Source organism: Rhodothermales bacterium (genome assembly GCA_017643395.1).
In the GTDB taxonomy this organism is placed as follows: domain Bacteria; phylum Bacteroidota; class Rhodothermia; order Rhodothermales; family UBA10348; genus JABDJZ01.
In genome coordinates this window covers 49707-76321 of the sequence record JAEPNP010000001.1, presented here as the reverse complement: position 1 = coordinate 76321, position 26615 = coordinate 49707, and the positions used below count along the sequence as shown (strand labels likewise).

18 protein-coding genes and 1 tRNA gene are annotated in these 26615 nt (G+C 62.4%); 7 read left to right on the top strand and 12 right to left on the bottom strand.

The window, feature by feature from the left end; all coding sequences use genetic code 11:
• Window positions 1–29: 29 nt before the first annotated feature.
• A complete protein-coding gene (locus JJ896_00275) occupies window positions 30–1724 on the top strand; it encodes a right-handed parallel beta-helix repeat-containing protein (protein ID MBO6778061.1) in 1695 nt (564 codons plus the stop codon).
• Between the two features lie 376 nt (window positions 1725–2100).
• Window positions 2101–6723 carry a T9SS type A sorting domain-containing protein gene (locus JJ896_00270; protein ID MBO6778060.1) on the top strand — a complete coding sequence of 1541 codons (4623 nt, stop codon included), beginning with the start codon at window positions 2101–2103 and terminating at the stop codon, window positions 6721–6723.
• Between the two features lie 142 nt (window positions 6724–6865).
• Here the strand turns inward: JJ896_00270 and JJ896_00265 are convergent, their stop codons facing one another.
• From JJ896_00265 to JJ896_00255, 3 genes are all read right to left on the bottom strand, one after another.
• The gene (locus JJ896_00265; protein MBO6778059.1) at window positions 6866–7291 is read right to left on the bottom strand and encodes a VOC family protein; all 426 of its coding nucleotides are present in this window, start codon (window positions 7289–7291) and stop codon (window positions 6866–6868) included.
• A gap of 166 nt (window positions 7292–7457) precedes the next feature.
• Entirely contained in the window at window positions 7458–8105 is a 648-nt protein-coding gene (locus JJ896_00260; GenBank protein MBO6778058.1) for a hypothetical protein, read from the bottom strand.
• Window positions 8106–8199: 94 nt separating this feature from the next.
• Window positions 8200–10950, bottom strand: a complete 2751-nt coding sequence (locus tag JJ896_00255; GenBank protein MBO6778057.1) for a T9SS type A sorting domain-containing protein — start codon at window positions 10948–10950, stop codon at window positions 8200–8202.
• A gap of 383 nt (window positions 10951–11333) precedes the next feature.
• On the opposite strand from JJ896_00255, the gene JJ896_00250 reads away from it, so the two are divergent.
• Together JJ896_00250 and JJ896_00245 are read left to right on the top strand one after the other, a co-directional pair.
• Window positions 11334–11720 (top strand): hypothetical protein, encoded by a 387-nt coding sequence (locus JJ896_00250; GenBank protein MBO6778056.1) that lies wholly within the window; start codon window positions 11334–11336, stop codon window positions 11718–11720.
• 431 nt (window positions 11721–12151) lie between these two features.
• Window positions 12152–13132, top strand: coding sequence for a hypothetical protein (locus JJ896_00245; GenBank protein MBO6778055.1), 981 nt, complete (start codon window positions 12152–12154; stop codon window positions 13130–13132).
• 657 nt (window positions 13133–13789) lie between these two features.
• On the opposite strand, the gene JJ896_00240 is transcribed toward JJ896_00245, so the two are convergent.
• Window positions 13790–13872: transfer RNA gene (locus JJ896_00240), tRNA-Leu, on the bottom strand.
• A gap of 152 nt (window positions 13873–14024) precedes the next feature.
• Between JJ896_00240 and JJ896_00235 the strand changes: the two genes are divergently transcribed.
• A complete protein-coding gene (locus JJ896_00235) occupies window positions 14025–14576 on the top strand; it encodes a hypothetical protein (GenBank protein ID MBO6778054.1) in 552 nt (183 codons plus the stop codon).
• Between the two features lie 54 nt (window positions 14577–14630).
• On the opposite strand, the gene JJ896_00230 is transcribed toward JJ896_00235, so the two are convergent.
• Window positions 14631–15461, bottom strand: coding sequence for a sugar phosphate isomerase/epimerase (locus JJ896_00230; GenBank protein MBO6778053.1), 831 nt, complete (start codon window positions 15459–15461; stop codon window positions 14631–14633).
• Between the two features lie 127 nt (window positions 15462–15588).
• Here JJ896_00230 and JJ896_00225 point away from each other — a divergent pair, with 127 nt between their 5' ends.
• Window positions 15589–17217: a T9SS type A sorting domain-containing protein gene (locus tag JJ896_00225; protein ID MBO6778052.1), complete on the top strand. Its 1629-nt coding sequence runs from the start codon at window positions 15589–15591 to the stop codon at window positions 17215–17217.
• Here the strand turns inward: JJ896_00225 and JJ896_00220 are convergent.
• The gene (locus tag JJ896_00220; protein ID MBO6778051.1) at window positions 17209–17601 is read right to left on the bottom strand and encodes a hypothetical protein; all 393 of its coding nucleotides are present in this window, start codon (window positions 17599–17601) and stop codon (window positions 17209–17211) included. The genes JJ896_00225 and JJ896_00220 overlap by 9 nt on opposite strands.
• 62 nt (window positions 17602–17663) lie before the next feature.
• On the opposite strand from JJ896_00220, the gene JJ896_00215 reads away from it, so the two are divergent.
• Complete coding sequence (locus tag JJ896_00215) at window positions 17664–17990, top strand: hypothetical protein (protein ID MBO6778050.1); 327 nt, start codon at window positions 17664–17666, stop codon at window positions 17988–17990.
• Between the two features lie 6 nt (window positions 17991–17996).
• Here the strand turns inward: JJ896_00215 and JJ896_00210 are convergent, their stop codons facing one another.
• From JJ896_00210 to JJ896_00185, 6 genes are all read right to left on the bottom strand, one after another.
• Window positions 17997–19601: a DUF1501 domain-containing protein gene (locus JJ896_00210; GenBank protein MBO6778049.1), complete on the bottom strand. Its 1605-nt coding sequence runs from the start codon at window positions 19599–19601 to the stop codon at window positions 17997–17999.
• A 1-nt stretch (window position 19602) separates the two neighbouring features.
• The gene (locus JJ896_00205; GenBank protein MBO6778048.1) at window positions 19603–21267 is read right to left on the bottom strand and encodes a DUF1800 domain-containing protein; all 1665 of its coding nucleotides are present in this window, start codon (window positions 21265–21267) and stop codon (window positions 19603–19605) included.
• 1 nt (window position 21268) lies between these two features.
• Window positions 21269–22156 (bottom strand): FecR domain-containing protein, encoded by an 888-nt coding sequence (locus JJ896_00200; GenBank protein MBO6778047.1) that lies wholly within the window; start codon window positions 22154–22156, stop codon window positions 21269–21271.
• Entirely contained in the window at window positions 22153–22716 is a 564-nt protein-coding gene (locus JJ896_00195) for a sigma-70 family RNA polymerase sigma factor (GenBank protein ID MBO6778046.1), read from the bottom strand. Before JJ896_00195 ends, JJ896_00200 begins: the two co-directional genes overlap by 4 nt.
• A 36-nt stretch (window positions 22717–22752) precedes the next feature.
• Complete coding sequence (locus tag JJ896_00190) at window positions 22753–25599, bottom strand: carboxypeptidase-like regulatory domain-containing protein (protein MBO6778045.1); 2847 nt, start codon at window positions 25597–25599, stop codon at window positions 22753–22755.
• Between the two features lie 83 nt (window positions 25600–25682).
• Complete coding sequence (locus JJ896_00185) at window positions 25683–26606, bottom strand: hypothetical protein (GenBank protein ID MBO6778044.1); 924 nt, start codon at window positions 26604–26606, stop codon at window positions 25683–25685.
• Between the last annotated feature and the right edge of the window lie 9 nt (window positions 26607–26615).

Below are 26615 nucleotides of genomic sequence, written 5' to 3'. Positions count from 1 at the left end.
GCGATCCAACAATAGCTGGCAAGACGACCATGAACAGAGCCGTACTCACGGCTGCGGCCGTGCTCTTGACGGGGAATCAGGGCCCCGAAAACCTCCTCCCATCCTACGCGTCGCGAAACGCCATGCCCGAGACACACTATGTCTCCCCGGCGGGAAGCGACGCCGGTTCGGGGACGATGGCCGATCCGTGGGCAACGCCGGGCTTCGCCTCCCGGCAGATGGCCGCTGGAGACACATTGGTCATTCTTGAGGGACGCTACAGCCTGAGCGTTTTCGACGATGATATCGTGCGTCCACCCTCCGGGATTCCAGGGATGAGAACGGTGATAAGGGGAGAGCCGGGCAAGCGCCCCATCCTCGCAGGATCGAGCAATCTGCTGGCGCTGGTGGACATCACCGATCAGTCTCACGTTCACCTCAAGGGTCTCGAACTGACCTCCGACAACGGAGCGCCCTCGCGGGACGCCATTCTTGGAGATGAGTCGCAGACCGATATCCATCTGGAAGACCTGTACATCCATCACATGGATGAGGCCGCGGTGAACATGCACAACGTGCACGGTCTCGTGATATCAGATTCTCGCTTCACCTATTGTGGCCTCGGAGGGATTATCGGTTCCAAGGACGGTAACTGGAGAGAAGTGATGATCAGGGACACGGAGCTGTCCTGGTCCGGGTTCTACTACCAGGGCGTCTTTGGGCCGAATCATTTTGACCGTCCCGACGGCTTCGGAATCGAGCCCTCGGATGGCCCGATCGAGTTTGAGCGTGTTCGGGTTCTGTACAATCGGGGCGATGGACTCGACTCAAAGTCCGACAGCACACACATCTGGGACTCGGTGATTGCGCACAACGAAGCCGACGGACTCAAGCTCTGGGGCGGGGGCAGCACGGTCACCAATACGCTGATCTACGGCCGAGGGGGCACCTATACGGAGCCGACTTCATACTCGGCAATCGTGATAGAAGCAGACGGGGCCGACGAAACGTTCGAATTTCGCCACATCACCGTGGACGACATCGTCGGCAACAACTACATCATGCACATCGAGTACGACCCACCCCATGACGGGATTCAAGTGCTGATTGCCAACAGCATCTTCAACGCCCGCAACGAGAGGTCGGCTTTGTTCGCGGCGGACGAGGTGGATTTGAGCATCGAATCGAGCGTGTTCTTTTTTCCGGAGTCCGAGGAGGTTTTTAGCAGCCACACCTACGGAATCGTTGCGGACGACTTCTCATCTGCATTCCCGACAAGTATCTATGCCGATCCCCTGTTCGTGGCTCCGGCGGCCCCGGGCGAAGAGGGCAACTACCGCCTCCAGCCCGGCAGCCCTGCAATGAACCTGGGTGCCCCGGAGTACTCGGTCGGCACGGACCTCGACGGTGTGATCCGGCCCGTCGGCCTCGCGTCCGATGCGGGCGCGTATCAGGGATCGCTCTATATGGGTGGCGAGCCGTCGCTGCCAGATGCACCGAGCCTGGAGGTATATCCAAATCCTACCCGGGGACTGCTGAACGTTCGACTCGACCGAGCCCCGCTGGCCGCTTCGCTGTTGCTTGTTGATCCGATTGGGAGAAGGGTCACCGGCTTGTCCGTCCAGCTCGGAAGGAGTCCCGTTCAATGGCGCCTGCCCGAACAGTTGGCAGGTGGCACCTATTTCCTGCTGGTCCGGAGTGCAGATGGCGCTGAGCGCGCCGTGCCGATCCAGTTGATCCGGTAGGTGCCGACTCTCCCTGCCGTTTTTGGGCCCTAATGCCCCTTCAGGGCCGAATTGAAGCGATTCGGACACGACTGGAGGGAATCGGACGGCCCGTTGTCCAATTCGGCCGCTCCTGGACAAAAATCGGCCGTTTTGGGCTGATTCCAATCGGTGTGGCAGGGTGCGAAAGGACGCATTTCGGACAGGGGGCCAACGGATAGCAGACATCCGCTATCACAAATCGGACAAAAGACGACACAAATGGGACATGTGACCGAATTCAGCTACTCACGTCCGTTTTCAGTGACTGGTTAGCGGTGCGGAGTGTCGTACGTCCCCCATGACGACAGCGGCAGCCGCCCGGCAACGTTGTGCAAACATCAGCAGGAAGGCTGTCATGAATTCTGTTACTACTCACGGGCGGATACTAACGCTGGGTAAAACCCTCATTGGGCTGGTGCTTCTGGCATTCGCGTCAGTGCTACCCTCCCAAGCCCAGAACTTCAACGTCCCCGCGGATGCGACCGTGACCGAGGGGAATACGTTGACCGCTCAGGTGACCGTCGACGCGGCACCCGGCGCCAACATCACCGTCGACTATGCGGTGCTACCGAAAGCCACGTGTTCCGTGGGCACCGTCAACTCCGCTACGGCGGGGACTGACTTCGTAGTAGCGTCCGGTACCCTGACCTTCTTGTCGGGCTCCACGGCGAGCCAGCCGGTCAGTGTCCAGACGCTGGAGGACTCCATCCGCGAGAACGCCGATCAGGCGCAGAACGCCAGTGAGTGCTTCCAACTCGTCATTTCCAATGCGAGTGGCGGCACGATCGTCGACGACGATCAGGAAATCGTCATTGTCGACGATGAGTCGAACCCGACGCTGTCCATCGCGGACGGATCCGCGGCTGAGAACGCGGGCACGATCCCGATGACGATTACGCTCTCGGGTCCCATCGACGAAGATCTCACGTTTGGTACCAACGCAGGGACCCCTGACATCGCGTTCATCGATGGTTCCACCGATGCCGACAACGGGGCCGGCGGAAGCGACGACACGGACTACAACGACGGTGACGGAACCGGCCTGGCAGCCTACACGGCCGTTCTCGCCGCGGGGACGACCTCGACAGACCTTCTCGTGCAGATCATCGACGATCTCGTCTACGAAGGCACTGAAACGTTCAACGTACAGGTTGCGACCAACGCCCGCTATTCGCTGTCCGACGGCATCGGCGTCGCCACCATCCTCGACAACGAGTCGCAGCCGGAGCTCTCCATCTCGGATGCATCTCCTGTAGCGGAAGGGGCGAACCTGACGTTCACCGTAACGCCGAGCGTGGCAGCAGAGGCCAGCTACACAGCCCTCTTCAGCTACCAGGACGTCACGACGACGGCCGGGGCGGACTACACGCCCACACCGAGCCTGTCCATCACGTCTGCCGTTACGCCTTCCGCGCCTGCGACCCTGACCGTCGTCACCATCAATGACTCGGATGCCGAGGGCGACGAGTCCCTCATCGTGACCATTACCGATGGCGCGGACTACGATGTCAATGCCGGCAACGGCAATGCCATCGGTCTTATCAACGCCAACGACAGCATTGACCTGTCGGTGGCCGTGAACATCACCGATGCGACCATCAACCTGGATGGCACCCCCGGGGCGACTGTCAATGTGGTCGTCACGAACAACGGTGTTGCTGCGGCGACGGCCGACATCACGCTGACGATCACCGAGACCGGGTTCAACATGAGCACCGCTACCGCGAGCTCCTACACCGGCGATAGCAGTGGAAATACGACCTGCGACAGCAGTCCATCGTTGCAGGGCGGCTCATGTGTGCTTCAGTTCGCTGACTTTGGTGCCGGCGAGTCTGAGACGGTGGTCTTCACCGTCAACGCCGACGGTGCCGCGGGCTCCACGGCCAGCATGACCGTATCCCAGGCAGGCAACACCGAAACCGACAACTCCAACGATGCCGATACCGATTCGGCCCTGCTGGTCGGCGTTGACTTCGGTGACCTGACCACGAGTGGTGGCGCAGCTCTGGGTTCACACCTCATCAGCAGCGATCTCAGGCTGGGAACAGCGATTGATGCCGAGACCTCGAATCCGAACGATGACGGAGACGGCGATGACGGTGTCTCGATCCTCGGGAACGTCATGACGGCTAACACGACGGCCTATTTCCATGTGCAGGTGACCGGCGGAAGCGGCTACCTCAGCATCTTTGGAGATGGCGCGATTACGGATGTGACCGACCTGGCGGTAACCGAGGGCTCCAACTGGGTAGCCGTCTCTGTCGCTGTCGGTGCCACGAACCCGGAGATTCTGAGATTCCGCCTGTGCTCGACCATCGACAATTGCGACGACGCAACCGAGACTGCAAATGACGGTGAGGTGGAGGACTACTCCATCGCAGTCGGCGCGGCTCCTACCTCGGTAACGCTGCCCACTGGCACCGTTGAGCCCGTCACAGTTTCTGAGGTCGGTGGCAACCTGACCCTGGTCGACGGCAACGGCAATACGATGCTCTCGGCTACCTACGGTACCGGTAGCGATCCTGACTTCACCATAAACGGCAATGCCAACGCGAACACGCTGGCGGTGAGTCTCGGAGGGTTGGATCCCAACCTCGACCTGCTATGGGATGGTGGCGACGGTGCAGACGCACTGGAAATCAATGATCCCAACAACAACACATGGACGTCGACCCACGTTGCGGTCAGTTCATCTGCTGGTCAGTTCACATTCGGATCCGGCGGTACGACGCTTGGCGTCGACTACCAGAACCTGGCGCCGGTCCTATCGACCATCACCGTGTCGGACGCCACGTTTACGTTCTCGGATGCGATCGATGACAACATCGTCCTTCGCGACAATGCATCGAGCGTAGACGGCATGTCGTTCATCGATTCGAATGGCTCTGAGGCGATCACGTTCAAAACGCCTACCACGACGCTGGTCATCAACGCCGGCGACGGCGCAGACACGGTTGATTTCCAGGGCCTCGACGAGACCGGATCTCCTTCCACCACGATTACCATCAATGGTGAGGAGGGAGCAGACACGCTCACGATCCTGCCGATCTCGAACTCGAGTAGTCTCAGCCTGGCCACAGTCGCCGGTAGCACTCCGACGACCTGCGCGGGCGACGTGCTCGACATGAATACGAGCGGCGGCGCGACCATTGATACCATCACGAATGCGGGTGGCACTGGAACGATTACGTTCTCCAGCGCCCACAAGACCGTGAGCTTCAGTGGCATCGAGTCCTTCGCGGACCAGTCTGCCGACCTGTCGCTGGCGATGTCCTCCTCGGCGGGCACCAGCGTCAATCCGGGCGACCAGATGACGATCACCATGACCGTCACCAATGCAGGCCCCGATACCGCGACGTGTGTTACGGTTGACGACATCCTGTTCGGTAGCGACGGCGCCTCTGGCACCGTGCTCGAAATCGTGACCGGTCCGACCTTCTCGGTCGGTTCCTACAACTCCTCAACAGGAGTCTGGAGTGTCGGCGCGATGGGCTCTGGAGACAGTGCGACGATCACCTACACGGCAATCGTGAAGCACATCTTCAATGGCACGGCAACCGCGACGGTGTCTTCGCCCGAGAGTGATCCGGATTCGACCGATGACTCGGTCAGCCTGACCGTAGCTCCGGCGTTCTCCTTCCCGACCGGTGCGCAGGCGACCTCTGCCGCATGGTACAGCTCTGGTACGAACGAGCGCCTGGTTGTTGGTCTGGCGAATGGATTCTCCGGGCTCAACAGCGCTGTCCTGTGCCGCGTCAAGCAGATCACCGGCTTCCCGGCTGACCTCTGGCGCGAGTGCGGCAACGGACTCCCGTACCCGCTGTACGTGAATGACATGTACCTGGACAACGCCGGCACACCTGCCGACTCGACGGACGACAAGCTGTACCTGGCGTCCTGGGGCAGTGATGGTCTCTACATCTCAACCGATGGTGGCGAGAACTTCACCGCAGCAGAGCCGGACCTCGGAAACGGCACTCCCGGATGGACGAATGTGTACTCGATCCTGGAGGACAACAGCGGATTCCTGTATGTCTCCGCGAACGATGGACTGGTGTTCCGTTCGCTGAACAACGGGGCCACCTGGCAGCAGGTCTCCAGCCTGCCGGCCGTCTCCACGGACACGCCGTGGTCCATGGCCGCACACCCGACAGAAGCCGGCCGACTGTACGCCGGTACCTTCGGCGGCGGGGTATTCACCTCGGAAGACTTCGGCTTCACGTGGACCGAGCTTGGTGGCACTGTGATCAACAATCTGCTGATCTCCAACAACGCCGGGCACATCTTCGACCTGGAGCTGCTTCCGTCGTCGAATGCCACCAGTGGATTCATCTTTGCCGCCACCGGCAGTGGTGTCTACCGCATGTCGCTCGACGGTGACGGGCTGGCCACCGGCCTTTGGAGCCAAATCGATACGGACGTAACGCTGGACAGCGGAACGGTCACGCCTGAAGCTCGCAGCCTCGCGTTCGATCAGAGTGAAGACCTCTACGTCACGACGTGGGGACACGGCGCCTTCACTTCGAGCGCGCCTTCGACGGCCTCGTCCATGAGTTCCTTCGCCCTTCGTGGTGCGAACGTGACCTTTGTCACGATCAGCCCGAGTGGTGGTGAGGTTCTGATGGGTGTCCAGGAAGGTGGAATCCACTTCATGCCGGCCGCCTCAGTATCAACGGATGTTGAGCCCGAGCCGACCACTGAAGTCGAGATCCCGACCGGATACGCGCTCGACCAGAACTATCCCAACCCGTTCAATCCGGTGACGACCATCGCATTCTCGCTTCCGCAGACCGGCACCGCACGCCTGGCCGTGTATGACGTGCTGGGTCGCGAGGTCGAAGTGCTGATCGACGGCACCGTACAGGCGGGTCAGCACGAAGTGCAGTTTGACGCAGCGGGCCTCCCCACGGGCACGTACATCTACCGACTTGAGACCAAGGCTGGCAGCTTCACCAAACAGCTGGTTCTCATGAAATAGGATGAGAGGGCACCGGCGGTTTTAGCTTACCGGCCGCCGAGCTTGACTCCTGGGTGGGGGAATCCCCCGGTCTCCAAGATGGAGGTCGGGGGATTTCTGTATGGTGGCGCCAGCACACAAAAGCGCCTGGATTGAATCAGACTTAGCCCCACGGGTCGTAAGAGCCAAAGCTCCAAACGTGACCCTCGAGGTCGCGGCAGGTGTAGAGGCGCCCACCGTAGTCCTGATCGGCGAGCTCCATGACGACATGCGCTCCTGCTGCTACGGCTCGTGCGTAGTGGTCGTCGGCATCGGACACAACGATGTACGGACTCTGGGTCACCGGAGCGTCTGCGGAGTCCGGTGGCCTCTGGACCGCGCCAAATTCGTCAGATCGGGCAGACCCCAGCATCACCATTCCTCTCCCGAAAGTGAGTTGGGCGTGGATGACGGTGCCGTCTTCCCCTGGCACCACGAGGTGCTTCTCAAAGCCGAAGGCCTCGCACAGCCACTCCACGGCGGTGGCCGCGTCGTTGTAGCGTAGCGTCGGAATCACGGTGGCCGTGGTGTCTTTCGCGATGTCGGCCATGGTTCCGGCTGATTTAGTGGGCGATGGTGTGCCGCCAGCAGGCCGTGTGAGCGCTCGTGGCGGTTCCGTTGAAGTTAGCGGGACCGGTGGAGAGATTCGCGCCACTGCGATGAGACTCTTCCGATGACAGGTGCCTGCGGAGGTCAGGGGACCACCGGTGCTCAGATCACGTCGCTTCCGGATCGCACTCGATCCCTTCTTCCAGCCTCTCAAGTTTGGACAAGGCCTCTGCGTAAGCCTGCTCGTACTGCTCTTCAACGCTCTCCCGGCTATACCAGCCGACGCCATACTCCTCGAAGAGCACTGCCGTTCGCTCTTGGTTCGCCAACAGTTCTTCGCGAGAGGGCAGCGGCCGATCCAGGACGGCTCGTCCTTCCGTCGAGCACTCCGCACCTAGGAGCGCCCTTTCCAGCCACACGCTGGTGGCATTCGGATCCCCTAGTTGGACGGCCCTGGTTAGCAGAGTCTCATCGGACTGACCAGTGAACAACCACGAAAGGAAGAGGCCGTTTGTCAGACCTTTGTCGACAGCTTGTTCAATCAGAATTGCTCCCCGGCCTGGATCCGCCTCTACAAGGTTTTCCAGCGGCTCAACCCCTTGGGACCCGTTGAGGAGGAGGACACCGTAGGTGCTCATCCAGAACGGATTCCCGGCCTTGACACCGGAAGTCGCCTCCTCAAGCCATTCTTCAGGTTCAATGGTGAATGCGCCCTCGGATGCCACCCGGATGTAGTTCGCAACGGGAGTGGGGTCGTGTGCCAGATATCCGAGCCCAAGGACGGCGGCGCACGCCGTAGCAACCAGTGTCTTCATGGTGTCATGAGTCTTCAGGCTGCTGGTATCGGTTGCCGCAGACTGGCCCTAAAGCGACTGCCAGTGGGTCTTCCCGACCTCTCCGGCGCACCGCTTACCGCCGGACAATCAGCGGGTGTGACTCGCGGTAACCCGCAATGTCCACGGTCAGCAGGTAGACTCCCGCGGAAAGTCCGGCGAGGTCGACAGCTTGAGAGGTGGAGTTGGTCACGTTCGAGAGGTTGGCTATCGTTCTGACCTCGCGGCCGAGAACGTCGTAGAGCGTGATGTCAATTGGTCCTTGGTGGGCCGGAACTGCGATCCGCGTAAGGCCTGTCGCCGGATTCGGAAAGGGAGGGGGGACTACAATAGGGACGGGGCGGGCCCGATCGGACGGCTCAGGCGTCGAGTCGTACGTAAGCACCCAGAGTTCACGCCCGTGCGGATAGGCCTCGGCGGAGATAAAGAGTCGGTCCCCGACACGAGTTGGCTCTGAGGGCGAGGATGAAGCGGGTCCCGGATTCAGATCCGCCAAGAGCCGGGATTCCGTTCCGTTCGTGATCCACAACTCCTCGCCGTGGATGCCATCGTTGTAGTTGAGAAGAAGCTCTCCATCGACATCTCCAAGGAGATAAACGGCGCCGTCGGCTGTGAGGACGTGGCGGGCAGGGTGAGTTCCGTCGGTTTGCCAGACAGAATGGACCCCCATAGAGATGAATGCGCGATCCTGTACAACCATGAAACCACTGAGATCTCCACGGTTGCCGATGCCGTCCGCAAACAGGGGCCAGACATCCCTGCTCGAGGGTTCGTAGACGAGCGGTTCACTGCCCCTTGGCCCGTTCCCGGAGGCCATGAGCACGCGAGAGCCAAATGCGGTGAGGGAGGAGGGAGTACTACCGTGAGGGTTGTGCCATACCAGCTCGGCTGAACCATCGGCGGTTATCCGCCACAGACCGGACATCCCGTCTCGGGTCTCAGCGGTGTACAGGGTGTCATTGATAACGACGGCCCCGTTGAAGAGCGAGGATGGGGAGACCGGTAGTGGCCAGGTGAACGTTGCACTGCCGTCGGTCGCGAACCACTGCTCGCGGTCATCGATGAAGTACGCCAGGCGGGTGCCAGTGTAAACCTTTAGACGGCGCGAGTTGCTGTCATAAATCTCCTCCATGGAGCCCGGTTGGCCAGTCCCCGCCCAAAGCCTTCCCCTGGCTGTTATGAGCATCAGGTCGCCGAGCGAGACTGCACGCAGAGTCTTGTCCAGCCCAGACAGCGTTGCCTCCGGCTGCGGGTCGAATCGGAGGAGATCCAGCGTGCCGGGGTTCTGGATGGCAAAGATGAACAGGTGACCACGCGGCCCTACAAAGGTGCCAACGGTTCCACGAGAAGCTCCTGGCACCGCCTCGTAGAAGAGCCGGGTGCCGGCCTCCGTCCCGTCGCTAATCCAGACCTCCTCCCCGTGCTCTTCGTGCGTGGCCTGGAAGATCACGCTGGATCCGTACGCGCGTAGGCCTCGAGGGACGGCGTTGCCATCCTTCGGGGAGGAGAACTGCCTAGAGACGGTCCTTGTCACGCCGGCGGCAGCGTCGACGTGCACCAGCGTTCCTCCAGCGTCGGCTGTCTCAGCCATCACGAAGAGGTCGCACCCAGAGGCTGCGGCCGAGAAGGGAGTGGAGCTTCCAGGCCCGCCAAAAATGTCTATGACGCGGGTCCCCTCGGGTTGGCCGTCGGAGACCCAAAGCTCCGCGCCGGTCGAGGGACTGGTGGCGGCGAAATACAGCTTGCCGCAAGCGGATGCGAGAAGATCTATGTCGGAGTTTGTGGGTCCGGGATAGATGTCAGCGAGCATACCTGTGCCAGCTGCAGTTCCGTTGGTCCGCCAGAGTTCGGTCCCCTCGGTCGACGTGTAGGTGGTGAAGAGCAATCGTTTGCCAGCTCGGCCGAGGACAGTGAGTCCGGCCGCTAGGCTTGAATAGGCTGTCGTACCACTCGCCGTTCCGTCGGTGCGGTACAACGTCCGTCGGTTCCCGTCTCGCCAGACCGCGACGACGTAGTCGTCAAGTCCGAGCACTTCACCCATGCTACCCGTATTCGTCAGCCGAGATGGGATAAGGGTATGAACGTCCAAGGCCCAGAGATCTGGGCTCCATCGTCCGGTTCCGACCTCCTGACCTCTGAACACCAGGCGGTCTCCGACGCGCTCGAGCGGGCCCTCGGCCCAGAGGAACGGCGCAACACGGTACGTTCCGCTCCGGGTGCCGTCGGTTCGCCAGAGTTCGCGAAGCTCGCGAGTCGTAGAGACGACAAAGAACAGGACTCCGGGGTTGATGAGGCCGCTGGTCGCGATGCGGTGCCTGAACCGCTGGTCGGTGAGCTGCTCTGTCCCCGCGACTGTCCCGTCGGTTGAATAGAGTGCATAAGTGGTGTCGGCCTCAGGCACCGACAGAATAACCCGATCTGCCAGTGTTCCCACAATGCGGATACTGCGGTCAGTTCCTGCATAAAGCAGGCGTGACCCGCGGTTGGATGCGCCGAATCCCCACACCTCGCTGCTCCCAAATGGAGCGAGAAGCACATGGTCTCCAGCGGCAGCGAACGGGAGAAGGTGGTGTCCGTGGGTTCCCGTGACGCTGGTTGCCAAGCTGGTGCCACTCTCCGAGCCGTCCGACTCCCAGATACTGCGGACCCCGTCGACCTCGGCGGAGAAGTAGGCCTTGCCCCCGGCCACGACAACATCCGACATCCACGGATTGACGCCGCGAGTGTTGATGTTCTTCACCATTCGCGCGTCGCTCCATCCCCCGGTTTGCGCATGGACGACCATCGGCAGGCAGACGCAAAGGGATATGAACGCGGGGATCCTCATAGGTCAGAAGGATATGCCCGTGTCCCCATGCGGGGAGCAGGGAGCGGGCCGACCGGCCTATCTGCTCCCCGGGTGGCCGCTGTTTTCCATCGAACCGGTGCCGATGTCGATTGGGGCGAGGGTTCTGGTACCTCCGACGGCCGACAACGCAGATTGCCAGGAGTCGGGTGCTATTTGACCCGGCGCCCCAGGGACTCTGCGGTACCCGTGGAGGTAGCCGATTTCTTGGGCTACCGGGTGATAGACTCTGGCGGCCTGCCCGACACGGCCTCTACAAAGTCTACAACCAGGTTAGAGATTGAGTGGTATATGTTGAGAGCGCCTGCGTCGAGTGTCCGGAGGATCCGACGGACATTGGAACTGAACAAATGGAGGAAGGGAATATGGAACTAGACCTAGCCGTGTTGAGAGAGGTAATGCTGAAGGTTCGCGCGGAGGCCAGTCTCTCCAGCGCGATTGCGACGGCATCCGTGCAGCTAGAGGGCTACGAAGACGGGGTGGTCGCATACCACACGTATCTCTTGTTGGAGTCTGGACATTTCATCACGCATCTGCCTTCGCAGCCGATAGGTGTGGTGGGAAACAAGGAGTGGCCTTCGGCACATGTGTACGGCCTGTCAATGCTGGGGCAAGAGAAGCTCGCGGCTCTGGAAGAGGACACCGTGTTCACCTACATGATGGATAAGGCTAGGTCAGTCGGGCAGGCAGCGGTCTGGGCCACCCTGAGGCCCCTACTCATTCAGTTCGTAGGTCAGCTGGCCGCGCCATGAACCCTTGAGCGGCCGGTTATTGTCTTTTGCCGGTCTCTGCCTACCGAGGAGTTCCTGTTTCAAGCCCCGCCTGGACATCCACCTGACTGGCGATCGCCTGCGGAGTCGCCTCATCTGGAATCACAGGCTCGTCGTTCACCATGGTGGCGAAGTCCACTCTTCGTCCTTCTTCGTTCCGAGCCGGCTACAAACTCCGGCACAACCTCGTGCCGGCTTGTGAGGAAAGGAGCGTACCTGCTCTGGCTGCTATAGGCATTTCGCACCGAGGGGCCCCGATCATGCTCGGGAGGGAGGTTGCGACTGGCGGGGAGAGTGATCCCCTTGGCGCCGGCACGACGTGTTGGATACAAAGCCCGCCGAACATTCTACTCACAGGCATCGTGAGCCGCGTTGGCGGGACTCCATTCACCGTTATCCCGCGCGCGGGACCGATGTCACTGATCGCCCCCGCGGGACTGGCAAGAAAAAGGAGAAGACAAAAAATGCCCTTCGCTTGGAAAGAACGCGAACACTTTGTGCTGGACGCCCTCAACAACATCGAACTGAACAACATCGAGATCACACCTCGAAACGTGCGTCCGGGACAGTCGGTGCGGGTCAGATTCGCCGTGAGAGTCATCGATGCCAACACCCCAGTCCCACTGGTTGAAGTTCGCGAGGGCCGGAGAGTCCGGTTCGCCCATCGCTACCAGTCAGGGAGCCACCAGGTCACGTTCCGGATTGCAACGGATGATCCCACGGACGTGACGTTTTGGGCGACGTTCCAGAACGGCGAACGTCGGCTTGCTGAGCCCACTTTCGTAGGTATCGAAGAACCAGAGCGCTGCGTGTGGCACAACGCGCCGCTGCAAGTGTTGGAGCACCGACTCCGGGAAGCCTTGGTGCCACTTCTCGAGGATCTGCAGAGCCATCCTCGAGTGAGGGAGGTGCGCCCACTCTCGATCAGCACGAACCCATTCAACGGAATACATATTAATGCGTCCTTCCGGGTTCACGTCGAGGACTGGTTCGACTCGGACGGGCGGATTGATGTCTGGATTCGTTCCTGGGCCTCTGCCGGCGAAGTCGAACACCAGATTCCCCGGACCATAATAATCGAAATGCCGCCGGCGCTACCGCCGTGGAAGCGTCAGGAGGCGAGCGCACTGATTGCTGGCGCGACAGCCGAAATGCGCCGGCGTCTTGCCGAACTGGACCTGGACGGCCTTGCCGACGGGCTGTTCGCCGAATTTCTCGCAGGGCTCGCCATCTCCAGACACGTGCTGTGGGACATCGACTACAACCAAGCAGGCCTGCGCCTGAAGGTCTGCCCTCAAAGCTCCGGCGCGCCACCACAAATCGACGAGTCGCCGTTCATGCCGCCTGTAACGCCAGGGGACGAAACCAAGGTTCACCGGCACAACTGGGACTGACTGGCCCCTTCTCGTCTGGCTGAGGAGGGCAACCTCTAGGAAGTGCCTGGAGGTCCGCGTTCGAGCACTTCGCATCGGGCCGCAATGGTCTGCGGCGTGGCCTGACCTCGAAACGGCCGGAATCGATCTTCTTTCGGACAGATCGTTGATCAGGCCGAGGAGAACAGGTCTCTGAGCGTTCGCCGGAGCACTCACATAATATGTCTGGCGAGAAGTCGAGTTTAATTGCACCTGCAATGAAGTCGGCGATGGCAAAGAACTGATCGGCAATCAAATCCGGCCCTTCGCAGCGACCTGGTTACTGCCCTCCACGATCCAGTCCAAGGTTATTCTCGCGGTCGTGGCACTCGCGAATCGTGAGCTTCGAGGCGCGCGGATCGACGAGTAGGTGACTCCCGTCGGCCGAGCCACCGTCATCCTCGTGGCTCCGTACTCAATCTAGGCGTACCTGGCCAGCGCTGTCCCCTGGACGGTCGCCATGTCCGGCAGCATCAAATGCCGAGTAGGGCATGGCGCGATCTCCCAGATCCTAGGGTGTGATCACGATACACGTTCTCGTCGGAACTAGCCGACACTAATCTTTAATAGCACCTCTGATCTCGGCGCCGATCGGAGGCATAATCACATGCCCGGCAGCGATATGCCATTCGCCCGCTGTACCCCGGGTGGGACTCGAACCCACACGTCCAAAGGACATACGATTTTGAGTCGCATGCGTCTACCAATTCCGCCACCGGGGCAGGTGGAAGCCGGAGTTTACGGCAGGCGGCGGGGGAGTTGGCCGGCCGGATGTTGAGAATCGACTGAAACCGCCCCGCGAACCGGCCGAGCCCACAACCGGCCGCCCCAGGAGCCACGCGCAGCTTTTTTCCGCGGGGCCGTACAATGAGCCATGAGTAACCGACCTCTTTGGACCAGATCGGACTACCGGGCTCTGGCACTCTGGTTTTTCCCGGCTGTCATTCTTACCTGGCCGCTCCACGAATCGGCGCACTGGGCGATGGGCACTGTGCTGGGCTACGATATGTGGATGACGTTCAATCACGTCGGATTGGTGGAGGGGACGTACAACTCCACAATCCACCTCGTAGCGGTGGCACTTGCCGGCCCCCTGGTTACATGGTTTCAGGGAATCGCAGCCTTGGTCTTGATTCGCAGGACGTCTCACGTCCGCTACTACCCCTTTCTCTTTCTGGCCTTCTTTATGAGGGCGTGTGCCATGGGCATCAGCTATATCTCCAGGCCAAACGATGAGGCTGCGGCGAGTCTGGCCCTAGAGCTCCCGATGTGGGTCTTGCCGGTCGTTTTCGTCCTGTTCCTGCTGTCCCTGACGGTGTCAGGCAGTCGGCGACTCGGCGCCGGGTGGAAAGAGAACGCCCTCGCCTTTCTCATGGCTTCGCTCGTCGTGACACTGGTTGTTCTTTCGGATGGGCTGTTGTCCTGATCCCGAGCTCCGTTTGACCGAGCCATCCGCCCGGACGCTCGAACAGAAAAACGCCTACTCCATCCCTGCCAGCACACCCCGCATGTATGCAAACGAGCGCTGCATGCCGGGCACGGGGTTGGCGGCCTCAATTTCATACTCCAGGTTGACGTAGCCGGGGTATCGCATGGCTTCCAGTTGCCGGAAAATTGCCGGGACCGGCATCAGCCCATCGCCCACCACGCACTGACTGTCCCGACTGCTGAAGTCGGCCAGGTCTTTCATGTGCACGTCATGCAAGCGGTCACCTGCCGCCGCAATCTCCGCCACCACGTCCCTGCCGGTCCGGGCGGTGTGCCCCACGTCCACGCAGACGCCCATGCGCAGGTCCATGCCCTCGATCAGCGCAAGCGCGTCACTGGGAGCCGGAAAGTAGTTGTCTTCCGGGCCGTGGTTGTGGATGGCCACCTTGATGTCGTACTCCACAGCGAACCGCTCCAGACGGGGCAGCACGGCGTGGTTGGGACCGGCGACAATCACCGGAAAGCCGGCTGCACGCGCGTACTCGAAGGACGCCCGCATGGTGTCGTCATCGTTTTCGTAGAACGGAATCAGGCCGCCCCCGACAATCTCGATGCCTGCGTCGGCAAACTGCCGGCGCGCCTCAGCGATCTCCTGAGCCGATGCGCCATAGTCCAGGTGGAACGACTTGATGTTGACGTACTGCGCGCCGCAGGCCTTGATACCGGCGATGGCCTCGCGTCGGGACAGTTCGCGCAGCGAGTAGGATGCGACTCCCAGCCGCACGTGCTCCAGGGCGCCTCCGGCCGAAGGACGCCACCCACCCAGCAGGGCGCCGGCGGCCAGCGTAGCCCCGGCCTTCAGAAAATGCCTCCGCGTGTTCATGAACTGCGCAACCTACGCGCGCCCCGCGTCGGCGGGCAACCTATTCTGCCGGGCCGCTCGGCACACTTTCACAGCAACCGAGCCGCCGCTGCGCTACCATCCGGGCATCGAATCCATCGCCCGAATTATGCTGCGAATCCCGGCCGTCCTGGCGGCCCTGACGCTAACGATTTCTGCCACGGCGCAGCCTGTCGCCGACCTGCCCGGGGTGTCCATCAGCAAGGTGACCGACATCCCGGATACCGATGGGCAGAACCCCATCCGAATCGAGCACAACCCCGCCGACGGCAAGCTGTATGTGCTGGCGACAAGCGGTCGGCTCTATGTGCTGACCGAGCTGCGTTTCGGTTGGACGCCCGAAGAAGTGCTCACTCAGGCGGATCACGCCGTGCCCAGCGCGGTCGGCATGGATTTCGGAGCGGACGGCACGCTGTATCTGATCGGCAATGAAAATGTCGACTCCGATCGCACGCGCTTCGTGGTGCGGCGAGGACAGGTCGACGGCACGGGCTGGAACACCGTCGCGACCTCGGAACCCTATCTGCTGAGCCGCACGTGGTTCGACCACAAGGCAAACGGCATGACGCTCACCCCGGACGGCCAGTCGTTGCTGATCAATTCAGGTGCGCGCACGGACCATGGCGAGATGTACGGCGGGGTGCGCGAGGAGGGTCTTACCGCCATCGTGCTCAAGATCCCGGCGGACGCCACAGACCTCGTCCTGCCCAACGACCGGGAGACTCTGAAGACCGGCGGATTCGTATTCGCCGAGGGCATCCGCAACTCCTTCGATCTGGAATTCGCCCCCAACGGGGACCTGATGGCGGCCGACAATGCAGGCGATCGGGATGACGCGGAGGAGTTCAACTGGATTCGCGAAGGCCACCATTACGGCTTTCCGTGGCGGATCGGCACCAGCGAGACGCCGCAGCAGCACGCGGGCTATGACCCGTCCGCAGATCCGTTCGTGCAGCCGGATCGCAATACGAACAACGTCGCGGACACCGGCTGGTACTTCAGCAACGATCCCACCTACCCCGCGCCGCCGGCGGGTGTGACCTTTACGGACCCCATCGCCAATCGGGGACCGTTTGCCGATCTGTATCGCGACACCCAAACTGGCGAGCCCCGGGACGCCAGTGACATGGGGACCACGGTGGGTTCGCTGACGCCGCATCGCTCGCCCCTTGGCCTGGTGTTCGACGCGGACAGCCTCCTGGATTGGCCGATGCGGGGCGGGGCATTCCTGGTGAGCTGGAACACGGCCGAAGATCAGTTGCTCGCCCGCTTGGGTGGTACGGGGGAGGATCTGCTGTATCTGGACCTCGAGAAGTCCGGCGACACGTATACGATGTCGGCGGAGCGGGTAGCGCATGGGTTCGACCATCCGATTGATGCGGTCATGGTGGCCAATACCATCTACGTGCTCGAGTACGGGGAGCCGTGGGCGCCGGGAGGCAGTCGGGCGGTGCAGGCCGTTACGATCGCGACGGATCTGGCCAGTGAAGACACGCCCGTAGGTGGATTCCACCTGGACGTCTACCCAAATCCGGCCTGGGACCGGGTCCAGGTGAATTGGAATTCCGCGGCCGCGGCGACCGTTGAAGTCGTCGATGTGCTGGGTCGCAGCGTGCTGCGGCAGTCGGTGCACGGCCGATCTATCAGTCTCGAGACAGGAAGTCTGTCACGCGGTGTCTACTTCGTGCGAGTGCAGACCGGTCGCACAGTGACGGCCCGGCCGCTTCTCCTACGCTGACGGATCAGGACGGGTAGCCCACCAGGCCCACAGGCCAAACAGCACCTGGATCGGAAGGCGGACCCAGAACACCCACGCGGGGCCCAGTTCGGCAAAATCACCCGGGTTCAACGCCATGTGCAGGTTGGCCGGAGTCACGCCGATCAGAACGAGAATCAGGAACACCCCCGCCCGGGCGCGCCAAGCCGGTATGAGGACCGCAATGCCGCCTGCCACCTCGGCGACACCACTCCAGAACACCATCGCCTCATGAGCCGGAATCCAGGGCGGCATGAGTTGCAGGTAGAACTCGGGATTAATGAAGTGATTCGCGCCGGCGGCGACCCAGAAGGCGGCCAGGGCGAGAAGGGCAAGCGCCCGGATTCGGGATTTCGGCAGCTTCATGGGGGATTCGGCTCAGTAGGGGAGCGGTATGTTAGCGCTTTGAATCCATCCGAACGCCCACCATGCGTGCATTCCCGCTGATTCTCGCACTGTTTCTAACGCCTGGAACCGGGGACCTGGAGGGCACCTGGTTCACGGGTGGATTGCTGGGCGATGAGGATTCCGGCTCCGCAAAGACCCACTTCTACATGTGGCTGGAGGGCGATGCGGCCGAGGCCCTGTACACCCGGCTTCCGGTCGATGCGGTTGAAGACGACTGCGTCGGAGACGGCACCCTTACCAAGATGTCCGGCTCGGTGCAGTGTTCACTGGAGCCGAACGGCGCACACATGTGTTACCTGGGAATCGATCTGCCGGAGGGCAGGCTGGTGCCTGGCGTGATTTGCTGAGCCGGCCTACCGCAGCACCGTAATCGTGCGCGACGCGGAAACAGTGATTCCTCGCGCGGCCAGCACATAGACACCGGCCGGCAAGTCGGCTGTCTGCAGCCGCAGGCGCTCGACTCCCGGCTGCACGAGACCCGCGAACACGTTTCTCACCGCACGACCGGTGACATCGAAGAGAGTCACGGCGACGCGGTCGGACTTCGCAACTTCCAGTTCCACGGACGCGGTCCCTCGTACCGGATTGGGGAAGGCCTCGAGCGAAGCGAATCGATCGGGCACTTCCGGGGAGACGCCGGTCTGTGTGGCAGCTCCAATCAGGGGCAACACGGGAAAGCGGCTGCCTAGCACGAGTTCGTGCTGCTCCAGGCCGAACCACTGCTCCAGAACTGACGCATAGAGACTTCTGAAGTCGACAGCGTGCAGCAGGTCGCCATTGTCGTTCAGCGTCGAGAAGTCAGGGGCCGCCCCCAGGAGCCCCCCGGAAACGGCCGGGCCGGCCAGAAAATGCGGCGCAGTCGTCGCGTGATCGGTGCCGGCGGAGCCGTTTTCGACAATGGTGCGCCCGAACTCGGAGAAGGTCATGACGACCACTCGTTCGTCCAGGCCGTCCTGGGCCAGGTCGGTCAGGAAGGTGTCGATCGCTTCCGAGATGACTCCCAGCAGATACGCATGTGCTTCGGCCTGTTCGGAATGGGTGTCGAAGCCATCCAGCGACACGTGGTACACACGACTGTCCAGGCCTCCTCGAATCAGGCGCGCCACCGCGGCCAGTTGTTCGCTCAGCTCATCGTCCTGAAACGTTTCGCGATTGCTCCCCGCCTGGCCAGCCGCGCGAATCGCATCGGCATAGCGAAACGAGCTGTTGGCGACTGTGCGCAGAAACGCCATCTCCTCGCCGTACGTGGTGCCGGGTAGCGTCGTCACGTCAAACGGGTTGCCCCCGGAGAATTGATCCAGCCCTTCCACGCCCGCTATGCGCATGCCCAGGTTCGCCTCCCGGCCACGAAACATCATGGCCGCGCCGCCCAGTTGCACAGCCACAGGAGATTGTGGCAACGCCTGGACAAAGTCCGGATGCAGGGTTTCCATGGCCCGGCCGCCCCATCCCGAACGGTCGTACTCGCTGGAATCGCTCGCGGAGACCCAAATGTCCGTCGAGCGGAAGTGGGACAGGTCAGGCTCGGGATATCCCACTCCACGGACGATGGCCAGATCGCCATTCTGAAACCGGGAGGCCAGTTTGCTCATGGCCGGATGCAGGCCGACATCGTCCGCAATCCGAAGGACATCAGAATCGCGCATCCGCAAGCCCGGCCTTGCGCGATGATAGGCGTCGTCCCTGAACGGCACGACGGTATTCAGGCCATCATTGCCACCCTCGAGCTGCACCAGCACGAGGATGCGGTCGGTGTTCGAACCCGCCAGGGCTTGAAGAAACGGCGTGTGACCCATCGCCCTCATGGGCAGTGATCCGGACACCAGGGTGCCTCCCGCAGTGGCAATGCCGAGCGTCGACAGGAATCGACGACGAGTCCAGGCCTCATGGTCGGCGGCATGGGCGGCACCGTGCTGAACGCGGCTGCCGAGTCTGCTGTGATCGTCTGAACGGCACATATCAGGTCAACTGGAATTCCGGAAGCCGGGTGAGATAGGCCACGAAGTCGCGCATGACGTACGGGGCTTCCTGGCGATGGGGGGTCCACTCGTACCAGGGCAAGCCGGCAAGGAATCGCCGGACCAGGGCCTGCTCCGGCGCACTCCACTGCAGTACTTCCGGCGGGATGGGAAACTGAGCTAGATTGCCTCCGAACGCATGGCCGCCGTCATCCACGGAGAGTTCCTCGGGCGAGACGGGGAGCAGGTGTCTGGTGAGTTCCAGCGGTAGCCGGAATGCAGCCAGCGGGTCATTCACGTCCGCAAGCTCGGTGGCCAGCGCTACCACCAGGTCATCGTGTTCCTCTTCCCCGTGGTAGGCCAGGTAGCCGGTCACTTCCCAGCGACCAGGCAGGGTGGTTGTATCTATCCAGGCCCGCTGCCCGGGCCATCCGGCGACATTGGGAGGAGAAAGGATCCACTGGTCCAGTTCCACCGGCACCCAATACAGCTCTGGCGCGAGCTCGTCGTCCATAACGAGCCCGAACTCCGAGACGAACCCCGCCATGAGGGTGATGGGGTCCTTGATGCGGGCCCCGATGAGGTCCGGCGAAAAGAAATGCTCACTGCTCAGGAGCGTCTCCAGGACCGGGCGGATATCCCACTCCGAGGCCTGCAGCAATGCGCTCAGTTCCTGGACGACGACCGGGTTCGGTACTTCAAAGACCACATCCCGGTAGAGCTTGTCTGCTACAAACCGTGCAATCTCCCGGGGCCTCTCCTGAAACAGCAGGTCGACGGCACCCGCGTAGTCGAAGGTCCCCGTGCGTCCAAGGATCGTCTTCGTTCCGGCGTCGTGGAGCTCCGGCTCGTACACCACCTCCAGGGTATCCCAATCCACGGTCCACCCCGTCAGGGCACGGGCCAACTCCGCCACGTCGTTTTCGGTGTAGTTGGCCTGGCCCGAGGCGTCCCGGGCACCCATGGTGAACAGCTCCATCAGCTCCCGGGCATAGTTCTCATTCGGCGCCTCGTTCTCATTCAGCGCGCCGTCGAGGTAGATCAGCATGGCCGGATCCAGTCCGACTTCGTTGACCAGCGTGCGGAAGTTGCCCAGGGCGTGCCGCTCAAGCAGATTCCAGTTGCGCCAGCCGAACTCGGCCAGGCCGTAGGATTCGAAGCTCGTGACAAAGTGGTTGTGCCAAGCAAGCGTCAAGCGCTGCCGGAGGCCACCCTCGGCCATGGACACAGCAATTTGCGGCCCGAGGCCGTCGAGAAGCCACTGCTCGTTCAGTTCAAAGTAGGCCTCGAACTCGGCATCCGATGCCGACTCCGGTGGGGGAAGAGTGCCCACCCACGCTGGTTCGGGCAACGGCGCCGCTGAGCTCGCTTCCTGCACCAGGATCTGCGCCGCCTCCGCGGCAGGAAGGCCGGTAAAGCGCCGCACGTCCGCCAGTCTGGCTCCGAAGCCGGCGCGTCTCAGCAAGTGGCGGGCTTCTGCTTCCGTCAGCGGGGCAAGGCGGCGGCTCAAGCCGGCTCCCCGACCTCGGGTCTCTCTAGCGGGGAATGCTCCGTTTACGGGCGATGGGCCTCGCGGCGGGGCCGCTCTGCGGGTGCGAAATCGCGCATGCAGGTCCGCCGGTGATGGTACCGAGCGCTTGCGGGCGGGCAGGGAAGGTCGCTTCATGTCAGGGTAGGACAAGTCTGTATCCGCCGGCCACGGCTTCGTACTGTACTCCGAGGGCAACCGTGAGGTCATCCAGGACGGCCTCGGGACTGGCGGGGGCCGTGAGCAGCAATGTCATGCGACGGTCCGACACGGCGACTGGGATCTGGACGCGGATTCCAAACCGCCGCTCCAGGTCTGCCAGAATGGTGCTTACCCAGACATCCCGGTATCGAAAGTCCCCATTCCTCCATGCCGGAGCGTCCAGGGCGGCCTGGACCGGAAGGGGAGTCGGCCCGGAATCGGTGATCCTGGAGGCCTCTCCAGGCGCCAATTCCAGCGTTTCCGGGCTATCGAGTGCCCGGAAGGCCACTCGGCCCTCAACCAGCGAGACGGTCGTGCCGCCGTCCCGCTCATCGCCCCAGGCACGCACGGAGAATTCCGTACCGAGCACCTCAACTTCGGCGTCGTGGGTTCGCACGATGAACCGGGCGTTGGAGGAGGTGACCGAGAAGAACGCTTCGCCGCTGAGACGTACGGTTCGGGTACCGAGGAAGACGCGGTTGTGGCGGAGGGTGGACCCGCTGTTGAGCAGCACGGTCGATCCGTCCGCGAGCTCCACCGTGCGCATTTCAGCTGCGGGTGCGGTCACGGAGACCGGGACAAAAAAGAAGAGGAGCGTAGCGGCCAGCGCCAGGGCAGCAGTCGCACTGCCTGCCCAAACCAGCCGCATCCGGGGTCCGCGACGAGTGTGGGCCTCCAGCGCTCGCCACACGTCCTCGCCATGCTCGCCTTCTCCGGCGGTGCCCAGCGTGGCCATGTCCCAGACTTCACGCAGAGCCTCACGGTCTTGGGCAGGTACCTGCGACAGTACGCGATCCAGGTTCGGATGATTGTTTTCTGGTGTCATGTGGCCTCCTGGCGGTAGTTCGTCAGCCGCTCTCTGAGGAATTGAAGGGTGCGCAGGATGTGGGCGTCCACGGTCTTTTCCGTCACTCCCAGCACCCGTGCAATCTGGCGGTGGGTCAGGCCATGGTCCCGACTCAGCAGAAAGGCCTCCTTTCGTCTGGGAGGCAGCTCATCCATCCAGCGCTGGAAGAACTGCTGCATTTCCCGGCCCTGCGCGGGGTCGAACACTGGCGCCGCCGACTCTGCGACGACGGTCAGTTCGGCGGACGGCCTGCGGCGCCGAATCAGGCTGATGGTGCGGTTGCGGACCATGGTGTAAAGGAGCGCCTCGGCCGAGCCGGTGGACCGGAGCCGACGACGGGTGTCCCACAGTTTCATGAAGACGTCCTGCAGCACATCGAGCGCGAGGCTCCGATCTCCGCACATCGATGTGGCATATCCGGTCAGCTTGGCCTGGTACCGGCGAAACAGTGTTTCGAAGGCATCGCGGTCTCCTCGGGAGACGGCCTGCAGTAGCTGGTTGGAGTCCGAATCGGAGATCATGGATTCAGGCGTGTTCATGACCAACACGCAGGAGCCGTTGCACACACCACACTGCTACCAGGAAAAAGTGACAGTGAGCAGAGGCTGCCGCGGGATCATGGTGCGGGCTTTTCTCGCGGTTTGCAGCTGAAACGGCTGCGTGCCGGATCGCCAGGACTCCAGGTTCTCCTCGGACCAGTCGGTGTCATCGGCCAGTGACCAGCCGGAGATGTTCTCCCGCCCGAGGGCGTTGACCAGCTGGAGGTGCACAGACAGCGAGCCGCGGTCGAGTCCTTTTCTGAAACCGACCCCCAGGTCGAGTTGGGCAAGCGTAGGCAGGCGATGGGTATCAGGACGCCTGAAGTTGATGCCCGCCACCTCAGCCAGGTCGGGGTGCACGCCAAAGAAGTCGTAGTAGGCGCGCCGGTACCCCCAACTGCGTCCCTCCTCGACAACTAGCTTCGCAGACAGTGACCAGGCGCCTGATAGCACCTGCTGCCCAAAAAGCACAAAGCGGTGCGGTACGTTCCATGGTGTCGCGATCAGGGCGCCCTCAAAACGTCCGGCAATACGGCGGAGGCTGCGTGCGTGGTCGTAGCGCGCATCCAGCCGGGTGCGGGCTCGGTCCAGGGATGCGCGAATCGACACGCCGGACGCGGCGCCGTTCGCGGAGCGCAGAAAGCCCGACGCCGCCTCGGGATCACTGTCCTCGCCCTGAATTATGGACGCGTAGTCCACGACCAGGGTGTGGGGGATGGCCTTGTGGTAGGCCTCGATGCCCAGGGACAGAGCCGGGCCTGGTCTGAACAGGATGTCTCCGACCAAATGCCAGGCTTTGGGGGGGCGGTTCTCGCCCCGAAGTGGCAGCCACACCCGATACCCTGGTACCAGCGCATTGAACTGGTACGTTCCGACGTCCAGCTGCTGCGAGAACTGGCGGTAGAGTCCACCGCCCACCTGTACGGCAAGCTGCCGGCTCCCCCGAAGGCGAGCGTCGTGCCGCACACTGATGCGCGGTTCAACGAAGATGTCGTCATAGTGGGCCAGTGCGGTCAATCGGGCGCCGGTCTCGACCACCGTGCGCCTGCCAAGTTCGATCCGGTGGGTAACGAACGCCGCTGCCCGCATGGCGGGATCGCTGGCAAGGAACAGCTGCTGCAGGTCCCATCCCTCCGCAAATCGGGGCAAGGTGACCTGGAATTCGCTTACGGTCTGCACAATTTCTACGCCTCCAGCCAGCGTCTGCCGGGCGCCCGCCGCGAGGTCGAATCGCGCGGCGGCTCCGCGCTCCTCCATGCGGTTGCGATCTTCCGTCTCGAGGTCCGAAAGCCAGTCCAGCACGTCGTCGGCAGACTCGTCCTCGCTCAATACCTCCTCATCGGTGAGGTCAATGAGGGCGAGCTCGTAGTCAATGGGATGCTCAAGCAGGTAGCGACTCCACCAGCCCTGGATCGAGAACAGGGCGCGCGAGCCCAGCACCGACTCGAATCGGGACTGCAGTACGTCGTTGTTCCACCGGTAGGCCTCTCTGCCGAACGAGTCGCCCAGTTCGCTGAAATCAACGGGGAGGAGGTCCGTTTCGCCTCCGAACTCCAGGCTGCGGCCCATGTCCGATCGACCGCGATACCCGGACACGTGGAGACTGGAGACGGGCGATGGGCGCATGCGGACGGAGGCATGGAAATCGCTGAATCCGATGTCGAAAGATTCGGATTTCACTTCGAACAATTCCTTGTCTTCCGAATCGCCCTCTTCCTCGAACTCTGCCAGCAGATCCTCGAAATCCTGCTCCCAGAACTGCAGGAAGGGTGCCTCGAACAGGAAGTCGTCGGGCTGACTCCAGACCTCGATCTGGTCCAGAAACACCGCCGGAGACCAGCGCTGCAGCAGGCTCCGGCGGCCGGACGCCATGAGTGCCAGGTCGCGCCCCTTCCAGCGCACATTCTGGCTGACCCGACCGGAAAACGCCACCGGATCCCATTGAACATGAAGGACCTCGTCCGAGGGGGCGGCCTCATGGGAAGCCTCCAGCACACCGGAAAGATGGCTGCCACCGTCGACCCCGAACCCGGCCCTTCGAATAACGATGCGGTCCAGCGCCAGGGGACTGAACGGGCTGATCAGGCCTCCCAGCTTCAGCGGCACAAATACCGTCGCACCGTCGAGGCGGAATTGGTGCTCTCCGGAATCTCCGCCCTGAAGGTGCACGCCGACCAGCGCATCCCCGGTACGTACGCCGGCGAGCAGCCCTACTCGTTCGAGCGGGTCAACCTGCGGGATCGGCTCCTCATTCAGTCCGGACTCGGTACCAAACGGGATGCGTCGCCGCATCCCGTCCACCACCACCGGCTCAATCCGGACCGGTGCCGGGTTCAGGCGGAGCGCGGCCTCGGCGCGCTCCGCCTTGCGCACCGACACGAGCATGGCACGGTCCTCGTACCCCACGTAGGAGGCAGACACCCGATAGTCGCCGTCGAGCACGTCTCCGAAGACGAACCGCCCGCTCTCGTTGCTGACGGCCCCGATGTCGGGCCCGGACAGAAACACATGAGCGTACGGAAGGGGCGCCCCGGAATCGGCATCAACCACAATGCCCACCAGCGTGCCGAGCGCATCCGGGAGCTGGGCCGCCTTGATCAGCACGTAGGTGCCGGACGAGAGCACAATGAAGTCCAGACCGGTGCCTCGCAGCACGCACTGCAGGACTTCGCCTACCAGAGCGTCAAGGATTCCGCAGGACACCCGCTTCCCTGCGACAAGGTCTGAGGTGAACGCCAGGTCGATCCCGGAGGTCGCGGCTACCTGGCTGAGTGCTTCTTCCAGCGGCACGGCGGTCAGCCGGAAGCTGTACCGCTGCTCCTGGCCCTGGGCCGGCGTGGGCCGGACCAGGGCCAGGAGCAGCAGAACGGTGGCGAGTCTCATCATTCCAGGGGGCTGCAGACCCAACGACGGAAGGGAGGGGCGGATTCGCCCCTCCCTTCCTGGTCGACACCTGGCAGTCGGAGTCAGTCCTCCCACGTCTCCAGCGACACATTGACAAACGCCCCATCGATTGTCAGCTGCCGATCGACCACGTACTGCCCGGTCAGTTCGTCGAACTTCATCTCCAGACGCTCCCAGATTTCTTCGAGCGCCTCTTCCCAATCATCATCGCGCTCCTCAAGCAGTGCCTTCACTTCCTCCGGAGTCATGGCCAGTTCTTCAACAATTACGGCGTCGAGTGCGGCCTCCAGTTCGGCCATCTGGGCTGCGGTCATGCACAGGCATTTGCTTGCACCCAGCTGAAAGGTGCCCGAAAGCACTCCATTTTCGAGTGAGGTAAGCGTCAGCGAACCGGTGGAGATTCCGTACTCCTCGAAGCCGCCGTCGCCGGTTTCGCGGAAGTAGTCGGCCCAGGCCTCGATGAGGCCATCGTCGGAGTCGTCTCCGTCATCGGAATCGTCCCCATCGTTGGAATCACCGCTGCCATCGGAATCGCCGTCGTCGTCGCCGAATTCAAACTCGCTGATGGCATAGGTGCCCAGTGCTGGGTTGCCCGAGATGCCCTCGATGGCAAGGATGACGGCCTCCTCGGGTTTGGTGGAATCGCCCACAACGCCGTCGGGGATGAGTTCGAGAAGCAGGATCTGTCCGTCATCGTCGGACATGCAGTCTTCCAGGTAGCCGCCGTCGTCATCGTCCATGTCATCGTCGTCGTCCTCGAACATGCCCTCATCGCAGCCGAGCGACGCCAGGAAGGCGGATCCGCCCCAGTCCCCGGAGCCACTGACCACGGAGCCCGAAAGGCGGGCCGAGAGCGCACCGGACAGCTGGGCTTCGAACGTACCACTGCCGGAGGAGCGGTCATCGGAGGAGAGGGAATCGCTGTCGCAGCCAGCAAGAAGTACAAGGGCTGCCAGCAGGGGTATACAGTGCAAGAGTCGGTTCATGGATGCGAG